Raw genomic sequence first — 26610 nt, 5'->3', positions numbered from 1 at the left:
GCCAGCCCTGCCGGGTGGGCTGCCGCTAGGCAGAAGCCGGCGTTTTCCGCTAGGCTTCGGCCATACCGAACAGAGGCTTTAAGAAAGGTCGCCCCATGCTGAAAGGCAAGTCCGCCGTCGTCACCGGTTCCACCAGCGGCATCGGACTGGGTATCGCCCGGGCCCTGGCGGCCCAGGGCGCTAACATCATGCTGAACGGCTTTGGCGACGCCGCCGAGATCGAAAGGCTGCGCGCCGGTCTGGCATCGGAATTCGGCGTCAAGGTGGTCTATGACGGCGCCGACATGAGCAAGGGCGAGGCAATCGCCGCCTTCATCAAGAAGGCCGAAGCCGAGTTGGGCGGCATCGATATCCTGGTCAACAATGCCGGCATCCAGTTCGTCTCGCCGGTGGACGAATTTCCCGATGCGAAATGGGATGCGATCCAGAGCATCAATCTCAGCTCCAGCTATCACTGCATCAAGGCGGCGTTGCCCGGCATGAAGAAAAAGGGCTGGGGCCGTATCGTCAATATCGCCTCGGCCCATGGCCTGGTGGCCTCGCCGTTCAAGTCGGCCTATGTGGCGGCCAAGCATGGCCAGGTCGGCCTGACCAAGGCGGTGGCGCTGGAAGTGGCCGAGGCCGGCATCACGGTGAATGCGATCTGTCCGGGCTATGTGCGCACGCCGCTGGTGGAAAACCAGATCGACGACCAAGCCAAGGCCCATAACATGCCGCGCGATCGGGTGATCCGCGAAGTGATCCTGGCGGTGCAGCCGACCAAGCGTTTTGTCGAGATCGAGGAAGTGGCGGCCACCGCCGTCTTCCTGTGCAGCGAGGGCGCCAAGTCGATCACCGGCACGTCCATCGCGATTGATGGTGGCTGGACGGCGCGGTGAAGATCGCACGTACTACCAGACAAGCGTCATGGCCAGGCTTGTCCTGGCCATCCACGTTTCTGGGCATTGCGAATATTGGAAAGTAAGGCGTGGATGGCCGGATCAAGTCCGGCCATGACACACGGGGCGTCAGCCGCGCCCGAAAATCTCGTCGGCGCGATAGCCCTGCAGATACAGCAGTGCCGTCAGGTCGCCATGGCGGATGTTGATCTTCGACGCCTGCTGCACCACCGGCTTGGCGTGATAGGCGACGCCCATGCCTGAGGCCTCCAGCATGGCGAGGTCGTTGGCGCCATCGCCCACCGTGATGCAGTCGGCCTCGGAGATCCCGCGCGCCTTGGCCACACGCTGCAGGGCCTCCAGCTTGGCCTCCTTGCCCAGGATCGGCTCGGCGACACCGGCGATCTTTTCGTCCTCGATGAGCAGGCGGTTGGCCTGCTGCTCGTCGAAGCCAAGCTGTTCGGCGATCCGCTGGGTGTAATGATCAAATCCGCCTGAGACCAGCGCAGTATGCACGCCATGCTGCTTCAGCGTGTTGAGCAGCACCTGTGCGCCCGGCATCAGTTTGATGCGGCCGGCGGCCTCGTCCAGCAGGGTCGCGGGCTGGCCTTTCAGCAGGGCAACGCGCTCGCGCAGGGCAGCGAAGAAATCCAGCTCGCCGTTCATGGCGCGGCGGGTGATATCGGCGACCTTCTCGCCGATATCGGCAAGATAGGCGATCTCGTCCAGCATCTCGTTGCGGATGATGGTCGACTCCATATCGGCCACCAGCGCCTTCTTGCGGCGGGTGTCGGCCGTCTGCAGCACCACCACATCGACCGGCGCATTGCGCAGGGCCACCTTGGCGACCTTTTCCGCTTCGGCGGCATCGACGCCATCGAAGGGAATGTCGCAGGCAATGCCCTGATCGAGCCAGTCGACCGGACCGACCTTGCCGCGGGCCAGCGCCAGCGCATCGCGCACGGCATTGGTAGCGCGCGGCGTCAGCACGGCATTGTGGGGGGCGGCGATCAGGGTGAGAATGTTTTGCATCCACCTGTTCTAGGACTGTAGAAGAGGCGGCGCAACTCGGATGCCGCCAGTAACCATGCCCGCGACAGAACCTGAGACAAACCTTAACACTGCCCCGATCCTGGTGCTGGCCGGTCCGACCGCCAGCGGCAAGTCGGCGCTGGGCATTGCCCTGGCGCAGCGGTTCAACGGCACCGTCATCAATGCCGACAGCATGCAGGTCTATCGCGATCTGCGCATCCTGACCGCGCGCCCAACCGACGATGAAATGGCGCAGGCGCCACATCGCCTGTATGGCGTGCTGGATGGTGCCGAGCATGGCACGGCGGCGCGCTGGGTTGAACTGGCGAAGGCCGCCATCGCCGAGACCATTCACGCGGGTCGCCTGCCGATCCTGCTGGGCGGCACTGGCATGTATCTGCGCAGCCTCTTCGAGGGCCTGGCCGAGATTCCCGCGATTCCGGCCGATGTGCGCGCGGCAGCGCGGCTGCGGCTGGAGCGCCATGGTGCGGACGCCCTGCATGCGGTTCTGCGCGGCGAAGATCCGGTCACGGCGGCGCAGGTGAAGCCGGGCGACAGCCAGCGCCTGGTGCGAGCCTGGGAGGTGCTGCAGACCACCGGCCGCGGCCTGGCTGCCTGGCAGGCCGAAAGCGTTGCTCCGCCCCTGTCCAATCCGGTCTTCCGCCTGCTGCTGCAGCCACCGCGACCGGCGCTGTATGCCCGGATCGACCGGCGTTTTGACGACATGCTCAAGGCGGGTGCTCTTGAGGAGGTGCGGGCGGTGCTGGCGCGGGCGGATATCCCCATCGATGCCCCGATGCGCAAGGCCCACGGACTTCCCGAATTGTTCCAATATCTTAAGGGGCAGATCGGGCTGGATGAGGCGGCCCGTATCGGCCAGCTCAACACCCGCCACTACGCCAAGCGGCAGACCACCTGGTTCCGACACCAGTTCGTTCCGGACCTGGTTGTGGAAAACGATCTCAGCCAGCAAGAAAATTTCAACCCAGAGGCGGAAATCTTTCCATTCATTGTGAGATACCTATTGACCGTGCGCGGAGCGGCCGTTTAGGTTGGCGCCGATTTTGACGGCCGGGGCGGCGTGTTCCGGCCGATTTTCGTCTAAAAGGGCTGATCGCCCAAAGGATTGAGTGTCATGTCTACCGCAGCGCAGGCTGCGCCGACCCTGCCAAACCAGCAGATGAGCGGCGCCGAAATGCTGATCAAGGCCCTGATCGACCAGGGTGTTGAGGTCGTCTTCGGGTATCCGGGCGGCGCGGTACTCCCGATTTATGACGCGCTGTTCAAGCAGAATGCCATCCGACACATCCTGGTGCGCCACGAGCAGGGGGCCGTCCATGCCGCCGAAGGCTATGCCCGCTCGACCGGCAAGCCCGGCGTGGTGCTTGTCACCTCCGGTCCCGGCGCCACCAATGCCGTCACCGGCCTGACCGATGCCCTGCTGGATTCCATCCCCGTCATCTGCCTGACCGGCCAGGTCGCCACCCATCTGGTGGGCACCGACGCCTTCCAGGAATGCGACACCACCGGCATTACCCGGCCCTGCACCAAGCACAACTATCTCGTCAAAAACGTGGATGATCTCTCCCGCGTCGTCCATGAGGCCTTCTATGTCGCCACCAACGGCCGTCCGGGCCCAGTGGTGATCGATCTGCCCAAGGACGTGCAGGTGGCCCAGGGCACCTACACCGCCAAGGACAATATACGCCACAAGACCTACCGCCCGCGCGTGGAAGGCGAGGCCTCGCTGATCAAGGATGCCGTGGCGCTGATGGCCGCGGCCGAGCGTCCGGTCTTCTATACCGGTGGCGGCATCATCAATGCCGGCCCGAAGGCGTCGGAACTGCTGCACGAGCTGGTGAAGCTGACCGGCTTCCCCATCACCAATACGCTGATGGGGCTTGGCGGCTACCCGGCCACCGACAAGCAGTTCCTCGGCATGCTGGGCATGCATGGCACCTGGGAAGCCAATCATGCGATGCATGATTGCGACGTGATGATCAATATCGGCGCGCGTTTCGACGACCGCATCACCGGCCGGCTGAATGCTTTCTCGCCGGGCTCGAAGAAGATCCATGTCGATATCGATCCGTCGTCGCACAACAAGACCGTGCGCTGCGACCTCAATATCGTCGGCGATGCCTGCAAGGTGCTGGAACAGCTGATCGCCGCCTGGAAACAGGGCGGCCACAAGCCGAACCAGAAGGCACTGGACAAATGGTGGGCGCAGATCGACCAGTGGCGCGCCCGCGACAGCCTGAGCTACAAGAAGGACCCCAAGATCATCAAGCCGCAGCTCGCCATCGAGCGGCTGTATGAGCTGACCAAGGATCAGGACACCTTCATCACCACCGAAGTGGGCCAGCACCAGATGTGGGCGGCCCAGCATTACAAGTTCAACAAGCCGAACCGCTGGATGACCTCGGGCGGCCTGGGCACCATGGGCTACGGCCTGCCGGCCGCCATCGGCGTGCAGCTCGGTCATCCGGGCAAGCTGGTGGTGGATATTGCCGGCGAGGCCTCGATCCTGATGAACATCCAGGAGCTGGGCACCGCGGCGCAGTTCCGCCTGCCGGTGAAGGTGTTCATTCTCAATAACGAATACATGGGCATGGTGCGCCAGTGGCAGCAGCTGCTGCATGGCGGGCGTTACTCGCAGAGCTATTCGGAATCGCTGCCCGATTTCGTCAAGCTGGCGGAAGCCTTCCATTGCCGCGGCCTGCGGGTTACCGATCCGGCCGATCTCGACGGTGTCATCAAGGAAATGATTGCCATCGATGGTCCGGTGGTGGTGGATGTCGCTGTCGACAAGGCGGAGAACTGCTTCCCCATGGTGCCCTCGGGCGCGGCCCATAACGAGATGATCCTGGCCGACGACAAGCCGAAGGATCCGAAGAATGCCAGCGTCAGTGAAGAAGGCATGGCCCTCGTCTGAGGCCGGCCATACAGCACAGAAGAAATCCGATCATGTCCGCGCCGCAGCAGCCGATCCAGTCCCATATCCTGTCCGTCCTCGTCGATAACGAGCCCGGCATCCTGGCTCGCGTGGTCGGGCTGTTCTCGGGCCGAGGCTACAATATCGAAAGCCTGACCGTGGCTGAGGTCTCGGATGCCGCGCATCTCTCGCGCATCACAGTGGTCACCTCTGGCCCGGCCAATGTGATCGAGCAGATCAAGGCTCAGCTCGGCCGTCTGGTGCCGGTGCATAATGTGCATGACCTGACCGTCGAAGGCCCGCATATTGCGCGCGAACTGGCGCTGATCAAGGTTGCCGGCACCGGCGAGAAGCGCGTGGAAAGCCTGCGTATTGCCGATATCTTCCGCGCCCGCGCCGTCGACAGCACGATCGAATCCTTCGTCTTCGAGCTGACCGGCGCGCCGGAAAAGATCACCGCTTTCGTCGAGTTGATGAAGCCGCTCGGTCTGGTCGATGTGTCGCGCACTGGTGTCGTGGCGATCAGCCGCGGCCCGAAGCCGCTTTAATTCTGAAGCCGAACACGAAAACAACGACGCTTTTTGAGGAGAGACTGAGATGCGCGTTTACTACGACCGCGATGCGGACCTGAACCTGATCAAGGGCAAGAAGGTTGTCATCGTCGGCTATGGCAGCCAGGGCCATGCCCATGCGATGAACCTGAAGGACAGCGGCGTGAAGAACATCGCTGTCGCATTGCGCAAGGGTTCGGCCGGCACCAAGAAGGCCGAAGAGGCCGGTTTCAAGGTGATGACCCCGACCGAGGCCGCCAAGTGGGCCGACGTCGTCATGGTGCTGACTCCCGATGAGGGCCAGTCGGACCTCTGGGTTAATGACCTGCGCGACAACATGAAGGAAGGCGCCGCCCTTGCCTTCGCGCATGGCCTGAACATCCATTTCAACCTGATCGAGCCCCGCAAGGATCTCGACGTCTTCATGATCGCGCCCAAGGGCCCGGGCCACACCGTGCGTTCGGAATACCTGAAGGGCGGCGGCGTGCCGTCGTTGGTTGCCGTGCACCAGAATGCCTCGGGCAACGCCCTGGAAATCGCGCTCTCCTATGCCTCGGCCAATGGCGGCGGCAAGGCCGGTATCATCGAGACCACCTTCCAGGAAGAATGCGAAACCGATCTGTTCGGCGAGCAGGTCGTGCTCTGTGGTGGCCTGGTCGAGCTGATCAAGGCCGGCTACGAGACCTTGGTGGAAGCGGGCTACGCCCCGGAAATGGCCTATTTCGAGTGCCTGCATGAAGTGAAGCTGATCGTAGATCTGATCTACGAAGGCGGCATCGCCAACATGAACTACTCGATCTCGAACACCGCCGAATACGGTGAATACGTCACCGGTCCGCGCATCGTGACTGCCGAGACCAAGGCCGAGATGAAGCGCGTTCTGGAAGACATCCAGTCCGGCCGCTTCACCCGCAACTGGATGCTGGAAAACAAGGTCAACCAGACTTCGTTCAAGGCGACCCGTGCGGCGCTGGCCAAGCACCCGATCGAGGAAGTGGGTGCCAAGCTGCGCGCCATGATGCCCTGGATCGCCAAGAACAAGCTGGTCGACAAGGCTCGCAGCAACTAAGCGATTCCATATCGCAGACGATGCGGCCGGCGGTTCATCACCGTCGGCCGTTTTTGTTTATGCCACTTTCGGCACCACGACGCCTTCATGAGCCAGCAGCCAGCGTTTGCGCTCCAGGCCGCCGCCATACTTGATGAGCGATCCGTTGGCGCCGACCATGCGATGGCAGGGCACGACCACGCTCAGCGGATTGGCGCCATTGGCCGCTCCGACCGCGCGTATAGCCTTGGGCATGCCGAGCTTCGCCGCCAATGCGCCATAGGTCAGCGTCCTGCCCGCCGGAATCTTGCGCAGCGCCGCCCAGACCCGGCGCTGGAAATCCGTGCCGGCCGTGCGACAGGCGATATCATTGATCCGGGTCAGTTCGCCGGCGAAATAGCTGTCCACAGACTGCCGCAGGGTTTTGGGCGACCGGGCAGTGTCGATGCTCGTCCCAGTGCCGTAATGCAGCCGCAGCAGCTTCAGCAGGCGCGCCTCGTGATCGCTCCAGTCAAGCGCACGCAGAAAGCCCGCCGCATCGGTGACCAGCAGCGCGGTGCCGATGGGGGTGGCCAGCCGGTCGATCAGTAGGCGGTCGGGTGGGGGCGAGGAGGGCTTTGCCATGGCGGGATTATCGGCCGGCGAGCGGCATCTGTCGGGTGTCTGGCGGCCGCTTTTTAAGATTTCCGGGGCGGACACAATTTCACCGTGTTTTCAGTCTATTAACTTGTTTGGTCGGTATTTCCGTCAAATTCATCCCTTTTTAAGCCTGGTATCGGAGAGTAGCCGCGCAAGTCCATGAAGGCCTTTGACTTTTCGGCCTTTGCCCGGACCCCGCCGGAGCGTGTAGACTATGGTTAAAGCACGGAAACCACGGCAAGAATCGCGTTGCGCCGGCCTTTTGGGGTCTGGTCGGCGTGAGACCGCCGTCTATGGGCGAGAAGGGGTCTGACATGACGACAGCGGCGGCCGGCAGCGCGCGCGAGCGCGTCATCATTTTCGACACGACCCTGCGCGACGGCGAGCAGTCGCCCGGCGCGTCCATGAATCTGGAAGAGAAGCTCAAGATCGCCTCCGTGCTGGAAGGCATGGGCGTCGATGTCATCGAGGCCGGCTTCCCGATCGCTTCCAACGGCGACTTCGAAGCCGTGAATGAAATCGCCAAGCGCGTCGTCAACTCCACCGTCTGCGGTCTCTCCCGCGCCGGCAAGAAGGATATCGACCGCGCCTGGGAGGCGCTCAAGCCCGCCAAGCGGGCACGCATCCATACCTTCATTTCCACCTCGCCGCTGCATATGAAGTTCAAGCTGCAGATGGAGCCCGAGGCGGTGCATCAGGCCGTGATCGACAGCGTTTCTCATGCGCGCAACCTCTGCGACGACGTGGAGTGGAGCTGCGAGGACGGCACGCGGTCGGATCGCGATTTCCTGTGCCGCGTGATCGAGAGCGCCATCAAGGCTGGCGCCACCACCATCAACGTGCCCGACACCGTAGGCTACACCGTGCCGGAAGAGTACACGGCGCTGATGCGCTTCCTGATTGAAAACATCCCGAACAGCGATAAAGCCAGGTTTTCCGCGCATTGCCACAACGATCTCGGTCTGGCGGTTGCCAACTCGCTGGCTGCCGTCGTGGGCGGCGCGCGTCAGGTGGAATGCACGATCAACGGCCTGGGCGAGCGCGCCGGCAACGCAGCGTTGGAAGAAATTGTCATGGCGCTGCGCACGCGGCCCGATGCGATGCAGTTCGAAACCAACATCAAGACCACCGATATCATGAAGGCCTCGCGGCTTGTTTCTGCCGTGACGGGCTTCGTCGTACAGCCGAACAAGGCCATCGTCGGCGCCAATGCTTTCGCGCATGAGAGCGGCATCCATCAGGATGGCATGCTGAAGCATGCGGGCACCTACGAGATCATGACACCGGAATCGGTTGGCCTGAACCGCTCGACCCTGGTAATGGGCAAGCATTCCGGCCGCCATGCCTTCCGCAAGAAACTGGAAGAGCTTGGCTTCAATCTGGCCGAGAACCAGCTCAACGATGCCTTTGGCCGCTTCAAGGATCTGGCCGACCGCAAGAAGGAGGTCTTCGACGAGGACCTTGTTGCTCTGGTCGACGATACCGTGGCTCATGACAGCCACCGCATCCGCTTCGTCTCGCTGCAGGTGATTGCCGGCTCCAAAGAGCCGCAGAGTGCCGAACTGGAGTTGGAGATCGATGGTGCGGTCAAATCGGTCAAGGCGACGGGTAACGGACCGGTTGATTCGATTTTCAATGCGATCAAGGCCCTGTTCCCCCATCAGGTCAATCTGCAGCTGTACCAGGTCCATGCCGTGACCCAGGGCACCGATGCCCAAGCCGAGGTGACCGTGCGGCTGGAAGAGGGCGGTAAGACCGTGAACGGGCAGGCTTCTGACGCCGATACGCTGGTCGCCAGCTGCCGGGCTTATATTCATGCGCTCAACAAGCTGCTGGTGAAGCGGGAAAAGACCGCGCCGGCAGCCATGAGTGCCTGATTTCAGTGGGGTAAAAATAGGGGGGCTGGGGGTTGCGCTGTTCCGGTCCCAAAGGCGATAACGGCGCGATATTTCGCTGGTGAGGGTTCTTCTCGATGTTCTCGCGTTTGATGGGTTTCATGTCGGCCGATATGGCCATTGATCTGGGCACGGCCAACACGCTGGTCTACGTCAAGGGTCGAGGGATCGTGCTGAATGAACCCTCCGTGGTGGCAATCGCCAATAACCGTGGCAAAAAGCAGGTTCTGGCTGTCGGTGACGAGGCCAAGCAGATGCTGGGCCGTACGCCGGGCAATATCGAAGCCATTCGCCCGCTCCGTGACGGCGTGATCGCCGATTTCGAAGTGGCGGAGGAAATGATCAAGCATTTCATCCGCAAGGTTCACAACCGCCGCAGCTTCGCCTCGCCGCAGGTGATCATCTGCGTGCCGTCGGGTTCCACCGCGGTCGAACGGCGCGCCATCATGGACTCGGCCGAGTCCGCCGGGTCGCGCCGCGTCTTCCTGATCGAAGAGCCGATGGCCGCCGCGATTGGCGCCGGCCTGCCGGTGACCGAGCCGACCGGCTCGATGGTCGTCGATATCGGCGGCGGCACCACTGAGGTGGCCGTGCTCTCGCTCGGTGGCATCGTCTATTCGCGCAGCGTGCGCGTCGGCGGCGACAAGATGGACGAGGCGATCATCGCCTATATCCGGCGCAATCATAACCTGCTGGTGGGCGAGGCCTCGGCCGAGCGCATCAAGAAGCAGATCGGCTCGGCCGCGCCGCCGGAAGACGGCAACGGTCTCTCGATGGAGATCAAGGGCCGTGATCTGATGAACGGTGTGCCGAAGGAACTGGTGATCAACCAGCGCCAGATCGCCGAAAGCCTGGCCGAACCGGTCGGTGCCATCGTCGAGGCCGTCAAGGTCGCGCTGGAACACACCGCACCGGAACTGGCTGCCGATATCGTCGACAAGGGCATCGTTCTCACCGGCGGCGGCGCGCTGCTCGGCAATCTGGACCTCGTGCTGCGCCATGCCACCGGCCTGCCGGTGTCGATCGCTGACGAGCCGCTCAGCTGCGTGGCGCTGGGCACCGGCCGCGCGCTGGAAGAAATGAAGACGCTGAAGCACGTTCTGTACAACCCGCCGTACTGAACGGCGGGCGGGCAACGTCTAACGGGGTAGACGGAGGCACATGGCAAGACGGTCTGGACGCAGTGCTTGGGTTGCAGCGCCGTTCCGCGCGCTGCTGCAGCGCTTTGCGTTTCTGCTCCTGCTCGCCACGGCTGTCGGCCTTATCCTGTTGAGCCGCGTCGACCGTCCGGTGGTCGAGCGCCTGCGCACCGTCGGCGCGGATATCGTGGAGCCGGTGCTGAGCGCCGTTGCGCAGCCGGTCAGCGCCGTCAACGCCGTGATCGGCTGGGCCGACGACATCCTCTTCGTCCATGACGAGAATTTCCGCCTGCGCACCGAAAATGCCCGCCTGCTGCAATGGCAGGAAGTGGCGCGCCGGCTGGAACAAGACAATGCCGCGCTGCGCCGTCTGCTGTCGGCGGGACCGGATCTCAGCCACACCTATGTCAGCGGCCGAGTCATCGCCGATGGCGGCGGTTCCTTCGTGCGGACCGCCCTGCTCAATGTCGGCACCAAGGATGGCATCAAGAAGGGCCAGGCCGTGATTGGCGAGGGCGGCTATGTCGGCCGCGTTGCCGAAGTCGGTGTGCGTGCCGCCCGCATCCTGCTGGTCACCGACCTGAATTCGCGCCTGCCGGTCATGTTGCAGGATGGCGGCCATCGCGCCGTACTGACGGGCGACAACTCGCCTCAGCCGCGTCTGGAATACCTCTCGGGCGCAGCCAAGCCGGCCATCGGTATGCATATCGTCACCTCGGGCGATGGCGGCCAGTTTCCGGCCGGCATTCCGGTGGGCGAGATCGTCGCCATCGACGGCGTCATCCGCGTGCGGCCTGTCGTCGATCTTGGGCGTCTGGACTTTCTGCGCGTGATGCAGTTCGACGAGACCCGTGTCGAGGCGGAAGATCCGTCGGCGCCATCTCCGCCGCTGAAGCGATAGGCCACGGCCATGTCTGCGCTGCTTCGCCAGACCAGCCGCCGCCTCCGCGCGCTGCTGCCGATCCTGAGCAGTATTGCGTTGGTGCTGATCGGTCTGCTGCCGCTCGGCCTGCCGCATTTCGATACCGTGGCACCCTCCTTTGCCCTGATGGCGGTCTTCTACTGGAGCATTTTCCGCTCCGATCTCATGACCATGGTCGGCGCCTTCCTGATCGGATTGCTGCTTGATCTCCTCAGCGCCGGCCCGCTTGGCCTGAATGCCCTGACCCTGGTCATCATCCATGAACTTGGCGTGTCGCAGCGTCGGGTATTCCTGGGCTCGTCCTTTTTCGTCAACTGGACGGCTTTCGCCCTGGTGGTGGGTGCCGTGGTGCCCCTGAGCTGGGCACTGGTGTCGCTGTTGCATTGGCGGCTGCTGCCCACCGCGCCGGTGCTGGCACAGGTGGTGCTGTCGCTGGGTCTGTATCCGGGCATCTACTGGGCGCTGAGCCGCCTGGAGCGCCGCTGGCTCCGCAGCTCCGTGACGGTTTAACGGGATGAACCGGCGCGATAACGATCTGCAGCGGGTGTTTACCCGGCGCGCCCTGCTGCTGGGCACGGCGCAGCTGGCATTGTTCGGGACGCTGGCGGCGCGGCTGTATTACCTGCAGGTGCTGGAATCCGACAAATATGCCCTGCTGGCCGATGAAAATCGCATCAATATGCGTTTGCTGTCGCCGCGACGCGGCCGCGTGGTGGACCGCAATGGCCATGAGCTGGCGTCCAACCGCCGCAACTATCGCGTCCTCATCGTCGCCGAGCAGACACGGAATGTGGATGGCACGCTGGAGGCCCTGTCGAAGCTGATTCAGGTCGACGACAACCAGCGTGCGCGGGTGAAGCGCGAGATCGAGCGGCGTCGCAAATTCGTGCCCGTTGTGGTGGCCGAGAATCTGTCTTGGGACGACTTTGCCAAGGTGAACCTGCATTCACCCGACCTGCCCGGTGTGCAGCTCGACGTGGGCGAGACGCGCGATTACCCCTATGGCCCGTTGTTCAGCCATGTGGTCGGTTATGTCGGTGCTGTGGCGGAGAATGAGCTGGGCGACGATCCGCTGCTGGAACTGCCGGGTTTCCGCATCGGCAAGAGCGGCGTGGAGAAGATCTACGACGAACGCCTGCGCGGGCGTGCCGGGCACAGCCAGATCGAGGTCAATGCCTATGGCCGCGGCATCCGCGAGCTGCAGCGTTATAACGGCCAGCCCGGCGACGATATCGTTCTGACCATCGATGCCGACCTGCAGCGGTTTGCGCAGGAGCGCTTCGGCGAGGAGAGCGGCGCCGGCGCGGTGATCGATATCCATACCGGCGAAATCCTCAGCCTGGTGTCTAATCCGGGCTACGACCCGAACTGGTTCAATGTCGGCATCACGCCGTCGCAATGGCGCCAGCTCAACGGCGACAAATACAAGCCGCTGATCAACAAGGCGATCCAGGGTACATATCCGCCGGGCTCGACATTCAAGATGCTGGTCGGTTTGGCGGCCCTGGAAACCGGGAATATCACACCGGATACCCGGGTCTTTTGCCAGGGCCATATGGAATTCGGCAATAACGTCTTCCATTGCTGGAAGAAGGGCGGCCATGGCAGCATGAACTTCGTCGCCGCCCTGGAAGAAAGCTGCGACGTCTTCTTCTATGAAGCGGCGCGCCGCACCGGCGTGGACAAAATCGCCGAGATGGCCAAGCGGCTGGGCCTGGGTGAATTTACCGGCATCGACCTGACCGGCGAACGGCGCGGCCTGATTCCGACCAAATCCTGGAAGCAGGCGGTGCTGGGGCAGCCATGGCACCAGGGCGAAAACCTCAATACCGGTATCGGCCAGGGCTATGTCACCACCACGCCGTTGCAGTTGGCCGTGATGGCCGCGCGGCTGGCCAATGGCGGTTATGCGGTGCAGCCGCGCATCGTGCGGCAGGACGAGGCTTACGGGCCGGCCACCGACAAGCGACCGGCCTCGCAGCGCTGGCCCCATACCGGCATCAAGCGCGAGCAGCTGGACCTGGCGCTGGAAGGCATGATTCGCGTGACTACGCCACCCCGCGGCACGGCGCATCGCGCCCGCATCACCATTCCGGAATTTGCCATGGCCGGCAAGACCGGCTCCAGTCAGGTGCGCCGCATCAGTCGTCTGGAGCGTGAGACGCGCGTACGCAAGAACGAGGAAAAGCCGTGGGAGGAGCGCGATCACGCGCTGTTCGTTGCCTTCGCACCGGTCAGCGCGCCGCGCTATGCCTGCGCCGTGGTGGTGGAGCATGGCGGTTCCGGTTCGGGCGCTGCAGCGCCGATCGCCCGCGACATCATGCTGGAGGCGCAGAAGCTGGATCCGTCACGCAAGGGTCGACCTGCCCCTGGTCCCAATACGGCTGCGACGCCGTCCGCAGCGCCCAGGGAAGGCGGCTGACATGGCTCATTGGTCCAGTCGCGGCAATGATCTGAGCTTCGGGCGCAAGCTGCGTGATGTGAACTGGGGCCTGGTGCTGCTGATCACCCTGATCGCCTGCGTCGGCTTTGCGACGCTCTATTCCGCCGGCGGTGGCGATATCGATCCCTGGGCGGACCGGCAGATGGCCCGTTTTGCCGTCGGCCTGGTCATCATGGTGGCGATCGCCACCACCGACATCCGGATCTGGATGCGGTTTTCCTACCTGATTTTTGCTGTTGGCCTGGTGCTGCTGATCGCGGTTGAGCTGTTCGGCCGCATCGGCATGGGTGCGCAGCGCTGGCTCGACCTCGGGGTCATCCATATCCAGCCCTCGGAAATCATGAAGATCTCGCTGGTGCTGACGCTGGCGCGCTATTTCCATGGCCTGTCGTATGAAGAGGTCGGGCAGATTCGCTGGCTGGTGCTACCGCTGGCCGTCGTTCTGGTGCCGGTGATTCTGGTGATCAAGCAGCCTGATCTCGGTACGGCCATGCTCTTGCTGGCATCGTCGGGGGCGGTGTTCTTCTTTGCCGGTGTACGGGCATGGAAATTCATCCTGGTGATCGTGGGCGGCGGCAGTGCGCTGCCGGTGCTGTGGAATTTCCTGCACGATTATCAGAAGAAGCGTGTGTTCACCTTCATGAACCCCGAACAGGACCCCCTCGGCGCCGGCTATCACATCCTGCAGTCGAAGATTGCACTGGGCTCGGGCGGGTTTGCCGGCAAAGGCTTCCTGCAGGGAACCCAGAGTCATCTGAGTTTCCTGCCCGAGAAGCAGACCGACTTCATCTTCACCATGCTGGCGGAAGAACATGGCCTGATTGGCGCGCTGGTATTGATTGCGCTTTATATCCTGCTGATCGCCTATGGCTATGCGATTGCGCTGCGGGCGCGCAGCCAGTTCGGCCGCCTGCTGGCCGGCGGCATCACCACCATGCTGTTCCTTTATGTCTTCATCAATATCGCCATGGTCTCGGGCCTGGTGCCGGTGGTCGGTGTTCCGCTGCCTCTGGTTTCCTATGGCGGGACAGCGATGATGACGCTGCTGGTCGGTATCGGGTTGTTGATCAATTGCTATGTTCACCGCGACGTGGAAATCCCACGTCATATGAGCGGGCTGTAGGCGTCGGGCGAGTCCGAATCGGGCCGATTTAAGTCTTTGTCCGAACTGGTAAAAATCGCCGGGACGAAGGCCTTGCAATTCCGGCGAATCCGGGTATTTTCCCCCAGCTTTTGACGACCACTGGGCGCATAGCTCAGTTGGTAGAGCAGCTGACTCTTAATCAGCGGGTCCCAGGTTCGAGCCCTGGTGCGCCCACCATTCTCCGGAATGGCTTCTCGGTGGTTCTTGAAGGCAAACTGAAAAGGCCCGGAGTGATCCGGGCCTTTTTCGTTTCGGGCTGTCCTGCGGTCTATGCTGCCGGACGATGGCCTTCGTGTTGCGTCTTGTGAGATTGCGGACGATGGCTGTTCCCCAAGGCACCCGCAATGACACCGTCATCGACGCCGCCAGCCGTCAGTTGCTCGCCGAGCGCCTGTTTCAGGCGATCAAGACCTGCCGTATCGCCAGATTCGCAGCGACCGACCAGTACATTCTGGGTGTTGGAAGCGCGTAGCAGCCACCAGCCATCATCGGTCTGCACCCGCACGCCATCAATGTCGTTGACCTTGGCGCCGGCCCTGGCCAGACGCTCCTTGACCCGGTCGATGATGGCGAATTTCTCTTCCTCACGAACTTCGATGCGCAGTTCCGGCGTATTCACTGTCTTGGGCAGGCGGTCATGCATCTCGGCCAGGCTGCGCGGGCTGCGCGATACGATATTCAGCAGGCGGATCGCGGCATACAGGGCATCGTCATAGCCGAAATAGCGGTCGGCAAAGAAGATATGACCGCTCATCTCGCCGGCCAGCAGGGCGCCGGTCTCGCGCATCTTGGCCTTGATCAGCGAGTGGCCGGTCTTCCACATCAGTGGCTTGCCGCCCAGCCGTTCGATGGTATCGAACAGCGTCTGGCTGGTTTTTACATCGGCAATGATGGTGGCGCCGGGATTCTTGCGTAGCACCTCTTCCGACCAGAGCATCATAAGCTGGTCGCCCCAAAGAACATGACCGGCATTGTCGATCACGCCCAGGCGGTCGCCATCGCCATCGAAAGCAATCCCGAGGTCGCAATTGTTGTCTTTCACGGCTATGCGCAGCTGTTCCAGCGTTTCGGGCAAAGTGGGGTCCGGGTGATGATTGGGGAATGTGCCATCGACATCGCCGTTCAGCACGACATGACGGCCGGGCAGGGCGCGCACGATCCGCTCGACGATCGGGCAAGCAGCCCCATTGCCGGGATCCCAGGCGATCGACAGCGGTTTCGCCAGTTCGGCATCGCGCAGCAGCCGCATGGCATAGGCGCCAGCTACCGTACGACGCAGGGTATGGCCATTGCCTTCCGCGAAACTGCCCTTGGCGATGATGTCGCCGATGGCCTGAATTTCCTCTCCGTAGATGGTCTTGCCGCCAATAGAGAGTTTGAAGCCGTTATAGTCAGGAGGGTTGTGCGATCCGGTGATCATCGCGCCGGCATCGGCCTGCAGGTGACGTTCGGCAAAATACAGCATCGGAGTCGGCCCGAGGCCAACACGCAGGACATCGATACCGGCCTGTTTCAGGCCTTTGCCAAAGGCGCGCATGATCTGCGGCGAACTGAGCCGGCCATCGCGGCACAGCGCGACGCTGCGCCCGTTGCGACGGCGCACCAGGGTGCCAAAAGCGCGGCCCAGCAATTGCGCCGTCGGCAGGGTCAGGGTCGAGCCAACGATGCCGCGGATATCGTATTCGCGCAGGATGCCGCGGTGGAATTCAGTCTTGCTCATCGTGATCTCCTCTATCGTACTGTCACCGTTGCCGGCTGATTTGATGGAATGATGGAGATTGCGACGCCTTGCGTGTGTGGCAATGGCGTGGTCAACAGCGGATCAGGATGCAATGTCACATGCGGTGTGACTTTTCTGTGGCCCGGCCACAGAAGCGCCTCTGTTTGCTTGAAGAGAGGGCAACGCTCCATATTATTGCCCCATTGATCGCCATCGATAGGGGTGTTCACTCCCGCCGCAATTATTGTGTGGCTTCGGTGCGATCTTTTTGCTGTTCGAGCGTTTGGCTCTGGCTGACGGGCTGCAAGCCCGGCGGCAACAGTCCCTGGGGGAAACACGAGAAGGCCGGTGACCCGGGGTTTCCCCGCGTTCCCGGAATGATTTTTTGCGCGCCGGACCGGGCATGACGCCTGTTCGACGTCAAAGGTTGCTGTTTCCGGTGATGTTCTTGTGCAGGGGCCGATGATGAAGGGGATGATCCCATGGTGTCTTGCCAGTACCTGTCTGGTGTTGCTGGGCGGCTGCGAGGCGCGCCAGTGGCCGGCAGACAGCAGCGGCGCGCGCCCGGATTTTTCCTGGTCCGCTCCCCGTCCTGCGCAGCAGCCTCTCCGCAATGTCTCTCCGCCGCCGAAGCCGTCCGTGGCAAGCCAGCCTCCTGTCCCCGCAGTCCCGCAGGCGCGGCCCACGCCGGTTTCTGCCCCGGCGACCGCTGTACCGCCTTCCACGGCGATCCCTGCGGTGGCGCCTGCCGGCACCACGCTCGATGGCAAGGCCGGCCTCAATCTAGTGGGCCTGGATACGACACAGGCTCGCCAGATGCTGGGCGCGCCGGCCGAGGAAGAGCAACGCCCGCCGGCTCGTGTCTGGCGCTACCGCTACCCCCAATGCACCCTCGACGTCTCTTTCTATCCCGACGTTCAGACCCGGGTGTTTCGTGTTCTCAGCTATGAGGTGAATGGCCATGACGGCACTGAACAGGGAAGACGTAATTGCAGCGCCGATCTGCGATCCCGCACCGGCAGCAAATGAGCTCGCCCAGCAGGGTGATGGCGCACGCATCGTTCTGGTCGACGACGATGACGACTTTCGAGAGGCCATCGGCGGCGAGCTGAGGGATATTGGCTTCAACGTCGTGGATTTCCGCGACGGTGCCGGCATGTTCGAATACTTCGCCAGTGGCAAGACCAGCGATGTTCTGGTGCTGGACTGGCGTATGCCGGGTGTCACCGGGCTGGAACTACTCGGGCAGGCGCGGCGACGCGGTGTCAATGTACCGGTGATCTTCCTCACCGGCATGCTGGCAGCGACCTATGAAAATGCCGCGCTGGAAAACGGAGCGATGGACTTTGTCAACAAATCGCGTGGCGCAGCAATCCTAGCCAAGCGCGTGAACCTGATCGTTCGTGCCGGCAAGATTCCGGCCGAACAGCGGCAGGAGGAAAATATAGAATGCGGCGCGCTCACTTTGCGTCCGCAGATCAGTCGGGCCTGGTGGCGCGGCACCGATGTCAACCTTACTGTGGTGGAGTTCAATATCGTCCACATGCTGGTCAGAAATGCCGGCGAATATGCAACCTATCGTGCGATTTATGATTGCGTGCACCATGCCGGATTCATCGCCGGCGCGGGGGAAGATGGCTATCGCACCAATGTGCGTTCGTCGATTAAGCGTATTCGCAACAAATTCCGGTCCATCGATGTCGACTTTGCTGAAATCGAGAACTTTCTCGCCTTCGGATACCGCTGGCGCACCATCCCGGCCGAGTCAGCCTGATATGCTGCAGCGGGTGCGCCGGCTTGGCGCCTCGCTGACGCTCAAGCTTGTTCTGCTGATTGCGGTGTTTGTCGCCCTGCCGATCGTGCTCTACGGCCAGTTCGAGGGTGCCGACAAGCAGCGGCGCGAGCTGGTGAGCCGTGGCATCCAGCAACGCAGCTGGCTGATCGCACAGGCCCTGGTGCCGATCCTGAACCGGCCCGAGGGCGTGCCGCATAAGACGCTGAATGCCGAGCTGCAACGGTTCAACGACGGCCGCACGCTGCTGAAACTGATGTTCCGCCCGGCCAGTGGTGGCGACAGCGGCAATTTCTATTTCATTGCCTCGACCCCGGAAGTGCGGCCGGACCGGATCGGCACCGAGCTGGAAAGCCTGGCCGAACGGGGGATTCTGCGCCAGCTCTCGGATCGTTGCGCCTGGGACGAACCCATCGATATCCGCTACCGCCAGCCCGACGGCCATGAGGAAATCATGACGTCGCTGCTGCCGATCCAGTCGCGCTGGGGCTGCTGGATTCTGATCTCGGCCCATCCAACCACTGAATTCCTCAACATTTCGATTGGCCGTTCTTACTGGCAGACGCGCGAAGTGCGCATCGCCGCGGCGATTTATTTCGCCTTTGCTCTTCTGGCGATCCTGATTGCCCTCAGTGTCTGGCGCAGCCTGCATCACTTTCGCAAGGTGGCGCGCGAGGTGCGGCAGGGACGCACGGCAGATTACTCCTTCACCGACCGCAATGTGGTACCTGAGCTGACCAGTGTGGCGATGGATTTCGATCATCTGGTGCATGACCTGCGCAATATCGCCCAGGATATCCGCCAGACCGCCGAAGATAATGCGCATTCTTTCAAGGGGCCGCTCAGTACGATCCAGGCCTCCCTCGATCCCATCCGTCGCGTACTGCCTGCTGATAATGTTCGTGCCGGCCGGGCCGTCAGCCTGATTGAGTCCTCGCTGGGGCGCCTCAACGCCCTGGTCAATGCCACCCAGCGGCTGGATCACAATACTGCCGATCTGATCGACGCACCGCGACCACGGGTCGATCTTACCCGCATAGTGGCCGATATCCTGCTGCGGTATCGCGATGTCATGGGAGAGCGCCACATCCGCCTGATCCGCACCCTAGAAGAGGACATGATCGTGCGTGCCGGTCTCGGCGTGATCGATATCGCATTCGAGAATGTACTGGACAACGCCATCAGCTTCTCTTCCTCCGGGGGGACCGTGGCGGTCTATCTGTTCCGCGAGAACAGCACGATACATTTGCATGTTGACGATGAGGGACCTGGCATCGATCCGCGCAAGGTGGAGCATATTTTTGATCGCTACTTCTCCTTGCGTCCGAAAACCGCTGTTCTGACGGCCGAGAATGGCGGCGCTGGACATGCTGGACTCGGCCTGTGGATCGTTCGCCGCAACATCGAGGCGGTGGGCGGCAGCATCAGTGCAGTCAACCGCATCGGCGGTGGCCTGAGCGTGCGTATCGCTTTGCCGGCTGCGTAAAGAATTCTGTCATTTCTGTGTCTGCTGTCTGCGCCGCAGAACCACAGTTTGATCACTGGTCGCTTCACGGGTGCATCGACATAGTCGCAGCATCCTAGTCATCCCCGTGAGGTCGACCATGAATGCCGCGATTGAAGCCAGCGCTACGCTGGACCAGGCCGCTTTCCGGATTCACCCTGTTGTGCTTGCGGGCGGTTCGGGCACCCGGTTGTGGCCGATGTCACGTGCCGCTTACCCCAAGCAACTGCTGCCGCTCATGTCGCAGCGCAGCCTGCTGCAGGAAACGGTGTTGCGAAATTCGTCGGATCTGGGCTTTGCGGCGCCGATCCTGATCTGCAATGACGAGCACCGTTTTCTGATCGACGATCATCTGCGCGAACTCGGGATTGAGGCGCGAAAAATTCTGCTGGAACCGAAGGCGCGTAATACGGCTCCGGCTCTTGCTGCCGTCGCGCTCTGGCTAACTCGCGAAGATCCCAATGCGATCATGCTGGTGCAGCCCGCGGACCATGCCATTGGCATGCCGGAAGAATTGCATCGTGCTGTGCAAGCCGGCCTTGGTGCGGCTGTCGATGGCCGCATGGTGACCTTTGGCATCCGTCCGACGCGGCCGGAACCGGGCTATGGCTATATCAAAACCGGCCCGCTGCTGGAGGGTTCGGACCATGTCCGCGGTGTCGACCGCTTTGTCGAAAAGCCCGATGTCGCCACCGCCGAGCGCTATCTGCAGAGCGGCAGCTATGTTTGGAATAGCGGTATCTTCCTTCTGTCGGCGCGGCATTTCCTTGACGAGGTGCGGCGTCTCCATCCGGAAATGTACGCGGCCTGCGAACGTGCAGTGGCTGATGGCCGTGAGGACCTCGGTTTCTTCCGCCTAGATGAGGACGCCTTTGGCGCCGCGCCGGCCCTTTCCATCGATCATGCGGTGATGGAGCATGCCAGACAGGTGGCGGTGGTGCCGGTTGACATGGCCTGGAGCGATCTGGGCTCGTGGCAGGCGCTGCGCGAAAGCGGTGCGGCCGATCAGGAGGGCAATGTCACCATCGGCGATGTGGTCAGTCGCGATGTGCATAATTCCTATCTGCGCACCGAGGACAAATTGGTCGTGGTGATTGGCCTGGATGACGTGGTGGTGGTCTCCACCGACGACGCCGTGCTGGTCGCAGCGGCGAATCGCGTCGACGAAGTCAGCCGTGTGGTCGATCAGCTCAAGAAGGGCAACCGATCCGAACCGCAGTCGCACAGCACCTGCTATCGGCCCTGGGGTTCGTATCGTTCGGTCGACACCGGCGAGCGGTTCCAGGTCAAACGCCTGACAGTGAAGCCGGGTGCCAAGCTGAGCCTGCAGAAGCATTACCATCGCGCCGAACACTGGGTGGTGGTACATGGCACGGCGCTGGTGCAGCGTGACGAGGAAAGCATCCTGCTGCGCGAGAACGAGTCGGTCTATATCCCGATCGGTGCGGCGCATCGGCTGGAGAATCCCGGCAAGCTGCCGCTGCATCTGATCGAGGTGCAGTCGGGCTCCTATCTGGGCGAAGACGATATCGTGCGCCTGGTGGACTCCTATGGTCGCTGCTGATCCCAGGCCGGCACTTTTGATTACCGGAGGCGCCGGTTATATCGGCAGCCATGTCTGCAAGGCGGTGGCCGAAGCCGGCTACTTGCCGGTCGCCTATGACAGCCTGGTTTCCGGCCATGCCTGGGCGGTGCAGTGGGGGCCGCTGGAAGGCGGTGATCTGATCGACAGCGTGCGGCTGGACGAGGTGATCCGCAAATACAATCCCGTTGCTGTGATCCATCTAGCCGGCCTGATCGTGGTTGGCGAATCGGTCACCGATCCGGCGCAGTATTACGCCAGCAATGTCTGCGGCAGCATCGCGTTGCTGGATGCCATGCGGCGCAATGGCATCGAACGCATCGTCTTTTCCTCCAGTGCTGCAGTTTATGGCGAGCCGGAAACCACGCCGATGCCGGAAAGCCATCCCACCCAGCCGCTCAATCCCTATGGTACCAGCAAGCTGATTATCGAGCGTGCCCTGCAGGATTATGCCCGGGCCTATGGGCTGCATTCGGTGTCTTTACGGTATTTCAATGCCGCCGGGGCCGATGCGGATGCGGGGATCGGCGAGGCCCATCCGGTGGAGACTCATCTGATCCCGCTGGTGCTGGAGGTGGCTGCAGGTCGTCGCCACCAGATAGCGATCTATGGCGATGACTACCCAACTCGTGATGGTACGTGCATCCGCGATTATATCCATGTCTCTGACCTGGCAGATGCCCATGTCCTGGCCCTCCGGTATCTCACCAGCGCCGTTGGCGCCCATGCCTTCAATCTTGGCAACGGGGCCGGTACGACTGTGCGGGAGGTGATCGCCGTAGCCCGTCAGATCACCGGTCACAGTATCCCGGTCCGTATCGAACCGCGGCGGCCCGGCGATCCAGCGATTCTGCTGGCTGATGCTGGCCGCGCCATACGACAACTCGGATGGCAGCCGGGCCTGTCCGGCCTGGAAAGCATGGTGACAACCGCCTGGGACTGGCATCGCCGGGTTCCATCCGCGCGTCAGGTTGTGTTATAAGCGTCGGGATTCCATAGCTTTAGTGGGGGCCCGGCCTATGCGGCGGTTTTCTGGTTCGGTCAGCGCGCTGACGCTCTATGCTTTTGTTGTCGGAGTGATGCCGGCATCAGCTATCGCCCAGCAGCCGGTACGCGCATCGCAGGATGTGCAAAGCCCGGCCGAGCCACAGCGCGGTGAAACAGTCATGAATCGGCCGCGGCCGGACTACGATCCGGTCGGTGTGCGGCTGGGCGGCTTTATGCTGTTCCCCGATCTGGCGCTGCAGGAAAGCTACAACAGCAATATCTTCGCCACGGCGACGAACGAGAAGAGCGACTTCATCACCAGCATCGAGCCGACGCTCGACCTGCGCTCGAACTGGAACAATCATGCGCTGAACCTGCATGCCGATTCCCGTGTCGTGCGGTATGCCGATAACAACGACGAGGATTACACCGACTATACGCTTTCGACCGATGGCCGCATCGATGTGCTACGCGATTTCCGCCTGTTCGCCGGTGCGGGCTATCAGGTGCGCCATGAACCGCGTTCTTCACCGGACAATCAGGGCGGTACCGAACCGACCGAATATTCTGTCTATGGCGGCAATGCCGGCGCCGAGAAGGAGTTCAACCGCTTCTCGCTGCGTGCCGACGGCAAGGCCGAGCGCTATCGCTATGACAATGTGCGCAATGCTGCCGGCGCCGTGCTGGACCAGAGCGGTCGCGATCGCGATCAGTATGAAGCAGGCCTGAAGGCCGGTTACGAGATCGCACCATTGCGCAAGGTCTATCTGCTCAGCACTTACAACACCCGCGAATATGAGCGCCTGACTGGCGGTTTTAACCGTGACTCCGATGGCTACCTGATCGGTGCCGGTACGCAATACGATCTGACCGGCCTGATCTTCCTCGATGCCTATGCCGGCTATCGCCGCCAGGAATACCGCGATGCCCGGCTCGGATCGATCGACGGTTGGGCCAGCGGAATCAAACTCACCTGGAACGTGACGCGCCTGACCACCATCACCGGTACGCTCGACCGCGACATCCAGGAAACCACACTTGCGAACTCGCCCGGCTATTTCCAGACCCGGGGCGAAGTGCGGGCCGATCACGAGTTGCTCCGCAACCTGATCCTCAATGCCTCGCTGGGCTATCAGAATGACAGCTTCGAACGTATCACCCGTGACGATGATTATTATCTGGCCGGCGTTGGTGCCAAGTATCTCATCAACCGCAATTTCTCGCTGTCGGGCGGCTATACCTACCGTACCCGCGAGTCCAATGTGGCCGGTAGTGATTTCGACGAAAATGTGGTGATGCTGCGGCTCAGCAGTCATCTTTGAGCCCTGGATAAAACCCCGTTTGGTCACACCGGTGCGGGGCCTTTGTTGCTAGCGTGATGTGAATGGTTGCCCTCAGGCGGCCATGTCTGATCCCGCCACCAGCAGAGGTGCCCGGCCATGTGGACCGTCTCTGGCATCACAGCCATTCGTTCGTCTGTCTCGCCTGCGCCTGCCCTTGCGGTCGTGGCGCTTGGTTTCATTCTTGTTGCCTTGCCAGCCATGGCGCAGAGCCAGCAAACGGCTGCCCAGCCGGTGCGGCAGATGCAGCCCGATGCGCAAACCGCGTCGCGCGGTCCCGGCCCCCTGCCGGCTACTGATGGCTATCGTCTCGGTTCGGGCGACCGTGTGCGCATCACCGTCTTCGGTCAGCAGGAGTTGACGGGCGAATACGCCGTTGACGGCGGCGGCCAGCTGTCTTTCCCGCTGATCGGGCAGGTGAAGGCTGGCGGCATGAGCGCCTCCGACCTGGAGCGCGAGCTGGTCTCGAAGCTTTCTCCTGACTACCTGAAAAATCCGAGCGTCAGCGTCGAAGTGCTCACTTACCGACCCTTCTATATCGTTGGCGAGGTCCGCACCCCTGGCAGTTATCCCTTTGTCAGCGGCATGACCGTTCTCAATGCCATCGCGTTGGCTGGCGGTTTCACCTATCGCGCCCGCGAAAGCTCGTTTTATGTCACGCGCCCGGCAGAGGGGGGCGGCAAGTCCAAGCTCGATGCAAACGCCGATACCCAGATTCTGCCCGGTGACATCATCACTGTCCGAGAGCGGTATTTCTGATGGCTTTGCCCGATCGCTATAATCCCGCCACCCGCCTGCAGCCTGCCGCGCCGATGGCGCCGGTTTATGCGGCGCCGCCGATCTACGCGCCGGCGCCGCAGGACGGCGGCGATTTCATCGAAACGCTGCGCAAGCTGTGGCGCAATCGCGGTCTGATCGCGCTGTGCACACTTGTCTGCGCGGTTATCGCCCTGCTGGTCGCCAGGCAGATTCCGGCCCACTATGTGGCCGATACGCGCGTGCTGGTCGGTGTGCCGGCCACCCGCGCCCTGAATATCGAAGCGATCATTGCCGATATCAGCCCCGACGCCGAGCGCATCCAGAACGAGGCCTATATCGTGCAGTCGCGCGAAGTGGCACAACAGGTCGTGGACAGGCTGAAGCTTGCGCAGAATCCGGAATTCAATCCGGCGCTGCGTCCCGAATCGGGCTGGACAGGCTATCTCAATCCGCTGCGCTACCTCCCCGAAACCGCACGAGCCTATATTCCCGGTTTGGGTAATCCGACACCGGCCGAAGATCTGCCGCCGCAGGTCAAGGCCGAGCGCGAAATGAATGCGGTGATCGACACCGTTTTGGCCAAGATCGAGACGACGACCCTTGGCCGCTCGCATGTTCTCAATATCCAGGCTCGTGCCCTGACCCCGGATATGGCGGCTGGCCTCGCCAACGGCTTTGCCGATGCCTATCTGGCGCGGCAGCGCAGCGACAAGATGGAGGCGAGTGCCGAGGTTGAGAAATTCCTCTCTGACCGCATCGCCGTCTTGCGCGACCAGGTGGAGAAATCCGATCAGGCGGTGGAAACCTATCGCCGACAGAATAACCTGTATCGAGGCACTAGTGCAGGCATCAATGCCCAGCAGCTGACCGAACTGAACACCCAGCTGATCACCGCGCAGACCGCCAAGGCCGAAGCCGATTCCCGTCTGGGCGAAGCGCAAACCCTGCGTCGCACCGGGGTGGATAACCAGAGCGTGCCCGAAGTGCTGCGCTCCCCGCTGATCCAGTCTCTGAAGACCCAGCAGGCCGAAGCCGACCGGCGCCTGGCCGAACTGTCCGGCAGCTTTGGTCCTCAGCATCCGCGCGTGCTGGCGGCGCGGGCCGAGGTGAATGATATCCGCAACAAGGTGAATGCCGAGGTTGGCCGCACCATCGAAAGCCTGCGCCACGAGGCGCGCACCGCCGCCGCGCGTTATGAAGCGCTGCGGCAGAATTTCGACCGTCTGCAGAACCAGACCGGCAATGTGAATGACAAGTCGATCCGGCTGGATGCGCTGGAGCGCGAGGCGACGGTCAATCGCAACCTGCTGGAACAGATGATGAGCCGCTCGAAGGAGACCATCGGACAGGACCAGTTGCAGAAGCCGAATGCCAAGCTGATTTCTTCGGCGGCTCCGCCCAGCAAGCCGAGCTTCCCGCCGAAGACCCTGCTGGTCTTCCTGGGCGCGGTTGGCGGCATCCTGCTGGGTATCGTTGTGGCGCTGCTGCGCGACAGCGCGGATCGCACCTTCCGTCGCGCCGACCAACTGGAGACGCTCACCGGTCTGCCGGTGCTCTCCCTGGTGCCGGTTCTGCGCGGTGGCATGACGCCACTGGCTCATGTCCTGCGCAAACCGGTTTCGCCATACAGCGAAGCGCTGCGCAAATTGCATATCGGCCTTGAGCTTTCCGAAGCGGCCCAGTCTCCGAAGACCGTGCTGTTCGGCTCGGCCGTGCCGGGGGAGGGCAAGTCGGTTCTGGTCGGCTCGCTCGGGCGTCTGCTGGCCAGCCATGGCCGGCGCGTGTTGCTGATCGACTGCGACTGGCGCAATCCACGCCTGCACAAGCTGTTCCAGTGCCAGAACCGTAACGGCCTGGCCGAACTGCTTTGCGATGAACCCGAGACCATAGATCAATGCATCTATACCGATACCCTGTCGGGAGTTGACATCATTCCGGCCGGAGTCTTCACGCCGCAGGCGATGCGACATCTGACATCCGATCGCATGCGACTGATCCTGCAGGCGCTGGCCCCGCGCTACGACATGATTCTGCTCGACAGCGCCCCGGTCCTGGTTGGCGCGGAGGTGCTCACATTGTCGCGTATGGTCGAGAAGGTGGCCTTCCTGGTGCGCTGGGGCGATACCAAGCGCGACGCCGTGATGGAAGCCTTGAAGGATCTGCTCGAAGTGCAGGCTGACATCGCCGGTCTGGTGATGACCCGCGTCGATCCGAAGGGCTATCGTAATTACGGCTATGGCCAGATGAGCTACGGATACGACCGTGCAGTCTTGGCCAAACCCGCCGAATGGAACTGATCG

22 protein-coding genes and 1 tRNA gene are annotated in these 26610 nt (G+C 62.3%); 20 read left to right on the top strand and 3 right to left on the bottom strand.

Annotated features, from left to right (window positions below; translation table 11 throughout):
* The first annotated feature begins 95 nt into the window (after positions 1–95).
* Positions 96–878 (top strand): 3-hydroxybutyrate dehydrogenase, encoded by a 783-nt coding sequence (locus tag AC1ROT_RS04770; RefSeq protein WP_492997474.1) that lies wholly within the window; start codon positions 96–98, stop codon positions 876–878.
* Positions 879–1007: 129 nt separating this feature from the next.
* Here the strand turns inward: AC1ROT_RS04770 and serB are convergent, their stop codons facing one another.
* Positions 1008–1910 (bottom strand): phosphoserine phosphatase SerB, encoded by a 903-nt coding sequence (gene serB / locus AC1ROT_RS04765; protein ID WP_492997473.1) that lies wholly within the window; start codon positions 1908–1910, stop codon positions 1008–1010.
* 55 nt (positions 1911–1965) lie between these two features.
* Between serB and miaA the strand changes: the two genes are divergently transcribed.
* From miaA to ilvC, 4 genes are all read left to right on the top strand, one after another.
* Positions 1966–2961: a tRNA (adenosine(37)-N6)-dimethylallyltransferase MiaA gene (gene miaA, locus AC1ROT_RS04760; protein WP_492997471.1), complete on the top strand. Its 996-nt coding sequence runs from the start codon at positions 1966–1968 to the stop codon at positions 2959–2961.
* Positions 2962–3045: 84 nt separating this feature from the next.
* Positions 3046–4845 carry an acetolactate synthase 3 large subunit gene (locus AC1ROT_RS04755; RefSeq protein ID WP_492969783.1) on the top strand — a complete coding sequence of 600 codons (1800 nt, stop codon included), beginning with the start codon at positions 3046–3048 and terminating at the stop codon, positions 4843–4845.
* Between the two features lie 32 nt (positions 4846–4877).
* The gene (gene ilvN / locus AC1ROT_RS04750) at positions 4878–5393 is read left to right on the top strand and encodes an acetolactate synthase small subunit (RefSeq protein ID WP_297688666.1); all 516 of its coding nucleotides are present in this window, start codon (positions 4878–4880) and stop codon (positions 5391–5393) included.
* Between the two features lie 49 nt (positions 5394–5442).
* On the top strand, positions 5443–6465 hold the full coding sequence (gene ilvC / locus AC1ROT_RS04745; protein WP_492997470.1) for a ketol-acid reductoisomerase: 1023 nt from the start codon (positions 5443–5445) through the stop codon (positions 6463–6465).
* A 57-nt stretch (positions 6466–6522) separates the two neighbouring features.
* On the opposite strand, the gene AC1ROT_RS04740 is transcribed toward ilvC, so the two are convergent.
* Positions 6523–7068, bottom strand: a complete 546-nt coding sequence (locus AC1ROT_RS04740) for a methylated-DNA--[protein]-cysteine S-methyltransferase (RefSeq protein WP_492997469.1) — start codon at positions 7066–7068, stop codon at positions 6523–6525.
* A gap of 329 nt (positions 7069–7397) precedes the next feature.
* Here AC1ROT_RS04740 and AC1ROT_RS04735 point away from each other — a divergent pair, with 329 nt between their 5' ends.
* The 7 genes from AC1ROT_RS04735 (at position 7398) to AC1ROT_RS04705 (ending at position 14803) form a co-directional block, all read left to right on the top strand.
* Positions 7398–8960 carry a 2-isopropylmalate synthase gene (locus tag AC1ROT_RS04735; protein WP_492997468.1) on the top strand — a complete coding sequence of 521 codons (1563 nt, stop codon included), beginning with the start codon at positions 7398–7400 and terminating at the stop codon, positions 8958–8960.
* 95 nt (positions 8961–9055) lie between these two features.
* Entirely contained in the window at positions 9056–10099 is a 1044-nt protein-coding gene (locus AC1ROT_RS04730; protein ID WP_144066920.1) for a rod shape-determining protein, read from the top strand.
* A 40-nt stretch (positions 10100–10139) separates the two neighbouring features.
* Complete coding sequence (gene mreC, locus AC1ROT_RS04725) at positions 10140–11018, top strand: rod shape-determining protein MreC (protein ID WP_492969787.1); 879 nt, start codon at positions 10140–10142, stop codon at positions 11016–11018.
* 9 nt (positions 11019–11027) lie between these two features.
* Positions 11028–11549 carry a rod shape-determining protein MreD gene (gene mreD, locus AC1ROT_RS04720; protein WP_492969788.1) on the top strand — a complete coding sequence of 174 codons (522 nt, stop codon included), beginning with the start codon at positions 11028–11030 and terminating at the stop codon, positions 11547–11549.
* Between the two features lie 4 nt (positions 11550–11553).
* Positions 11554–13461, top strand: a complete 1908-nt coding sequence (gene mrdA, locus AC1ROT_RS04715; protein ID WP_492997467.1) for a penicillin-binding protein 2 — start codon at positions 11554–11556, stop codon at positions 13459–13461.
* Position 13462: 1 nt separating this feature from the next.
* Positions 13463–14605, top strand: coding sequence for a rod shape-determining protein RodA (gene rodA / locus AC1ROT_RS04710; protein ID WP_492997466.1), 1143 nt, complete (start codon positions 13463–13465; stop codon positions 14603–14605).
* A 122-nt stretch (positions 14606–14727) separates the two neighbouring features.
* A tRNA-Lys gene (locus tag AC1ROT_RS04705) sits at positions 14728–14803 on the top strand.
* Positions 14804–14894: 91 nt separating this feature from the next.
* On the opposite strand, the gene pgmG is transcribed toward AC1ROT_RS04705, so the two are convergent.
* Positions 14895–16346: a phosphoglucomutase/phosphomannomutase PgmG gene (gene pgmG, locus AC1ROT_RS04700; RefSeq protein WP_492969791.1), complete on the bottom strand. Its 1452-nt coding sequence runs from the start codon at positions 16344–16346 to the stop codon at positions 14895–14897.
* Between the two features lie 462 nt (positions 16347–16808).
* On the opposite strand from pgmG, the gene AC1ROT_RS04695 reads away from it, so the two are divergent.
* The 8 genes from AC1ROT_RS04695 to AC1ROT_RS04660 all read left to right on the top strand — a co-directional run bounded on the left by AC1ROT_RS04695 (position 16809) and on the right by AC1ROT_RS04660 (position 26607).
* Positions 16809–17375, top strand: coding sequence for a hypothetical protein (locus AC1ROT_RS04695; protein WP_492997464.1), 567 nt, complete (start codon positions 16809–16811; stop codon positions 17373–17375).
* A complete protein-coding gene (locus AC1ROT_RS04690; RefSeq protein ID WP_492997462.1) occupies positions 17308–18120 on the top strand; it encodes a response regulator transcription factor in 813 nt (270 codons plus the stop codon). The genes AC1ROT_RS04695 and AC1ROT_RS04690 overlap by 68 nt, the downstream gene beginning before the upstream one ends.
* A gap of 1 nt (position 18121) precedes the next feature.
* Positions 18122–19624, top strand: coding sequence for a sensor histidine kinase (locus tag AC1ROT_RS04685; protein ID WP_492969794.1), 1503 nt, complete (start codon positions 18122–18124; stop codon positions 19622–19624).
* Between the two features lie 118 nt (positions 19625–19742).
* Positions 19743–21206: a mannose-1-phosphate guanylyltransferase/mannose-6-phosphate isomerase gene (locus AC1ROT_RS04680; RefSeq protein ID WP_492997459.1), complete on the top strand. Its 1464-nt coding sequence runs from the start codon at positions 19743–19745 to the stop codon at positions 21204–21206.
* Positions 21193–22206 carry a UDP-glucose 4-epimerase GalE gene (gene galE / locus AC1ROT_RS04675; protein ID WP_492997457.1) on the top strand — a complete coding sequence of 338 codons (1014 nt, stop codon included), beginning with the start codon at positions 21193–21195 and terminating at the stop codon, positions 22204–22206. Before AC1ROT_RS04680 ends, galE begins: the two co-directional genes overlap by 14 nt.
* A gap of 184 nt (positions 22207–22390) precedes the next feature.
* Positions 22391–23533, top strand: a complete 1143-nt coding sequence (locus AC1ROT_RS04670; RefSeq protein ID WP_492997456.1) for an outer membrane beta-barrel protein — start codon at positions 22391–22393, stop codon at positions 23531–23533.
* Positions 23534–23650: 117 nt separating this feature from the next.
* A complete protein-coding gene (locus AC1ROT_RS04665) occupies positions 23651–24310 on the top strand; it encodes a polysaccharide biosynthesis/export family protein (protein ID WP_492969798.1) in 660 nt (219 codons plus the stop codon).
* Positions 24310–26607 (top strand): GumC family protein, encoded by a 2298-nt coding sequence (locus tag AC1ROT_RS04660; RefSeq protein WP_492997454.1) that lies wholly within the window; start codon positions 24310–24312, stop codon positions 26605–26607. Before AC1ROT_RS04665 ends, AC1ROT_RS04660 begins: the two co-directional genes overlap by 1 nt.
* Positions 26608–26610 lie beyond the last annotated feature (3 nt).

This window comes from Ferrovibrio sp. GW821-FHT12E11, from assembly GCF_058806975.1.
Note: the sequence above shows the minus strand (reverse complement) of the source record. Positions and strands in the feature narration are given on the sequence as shown.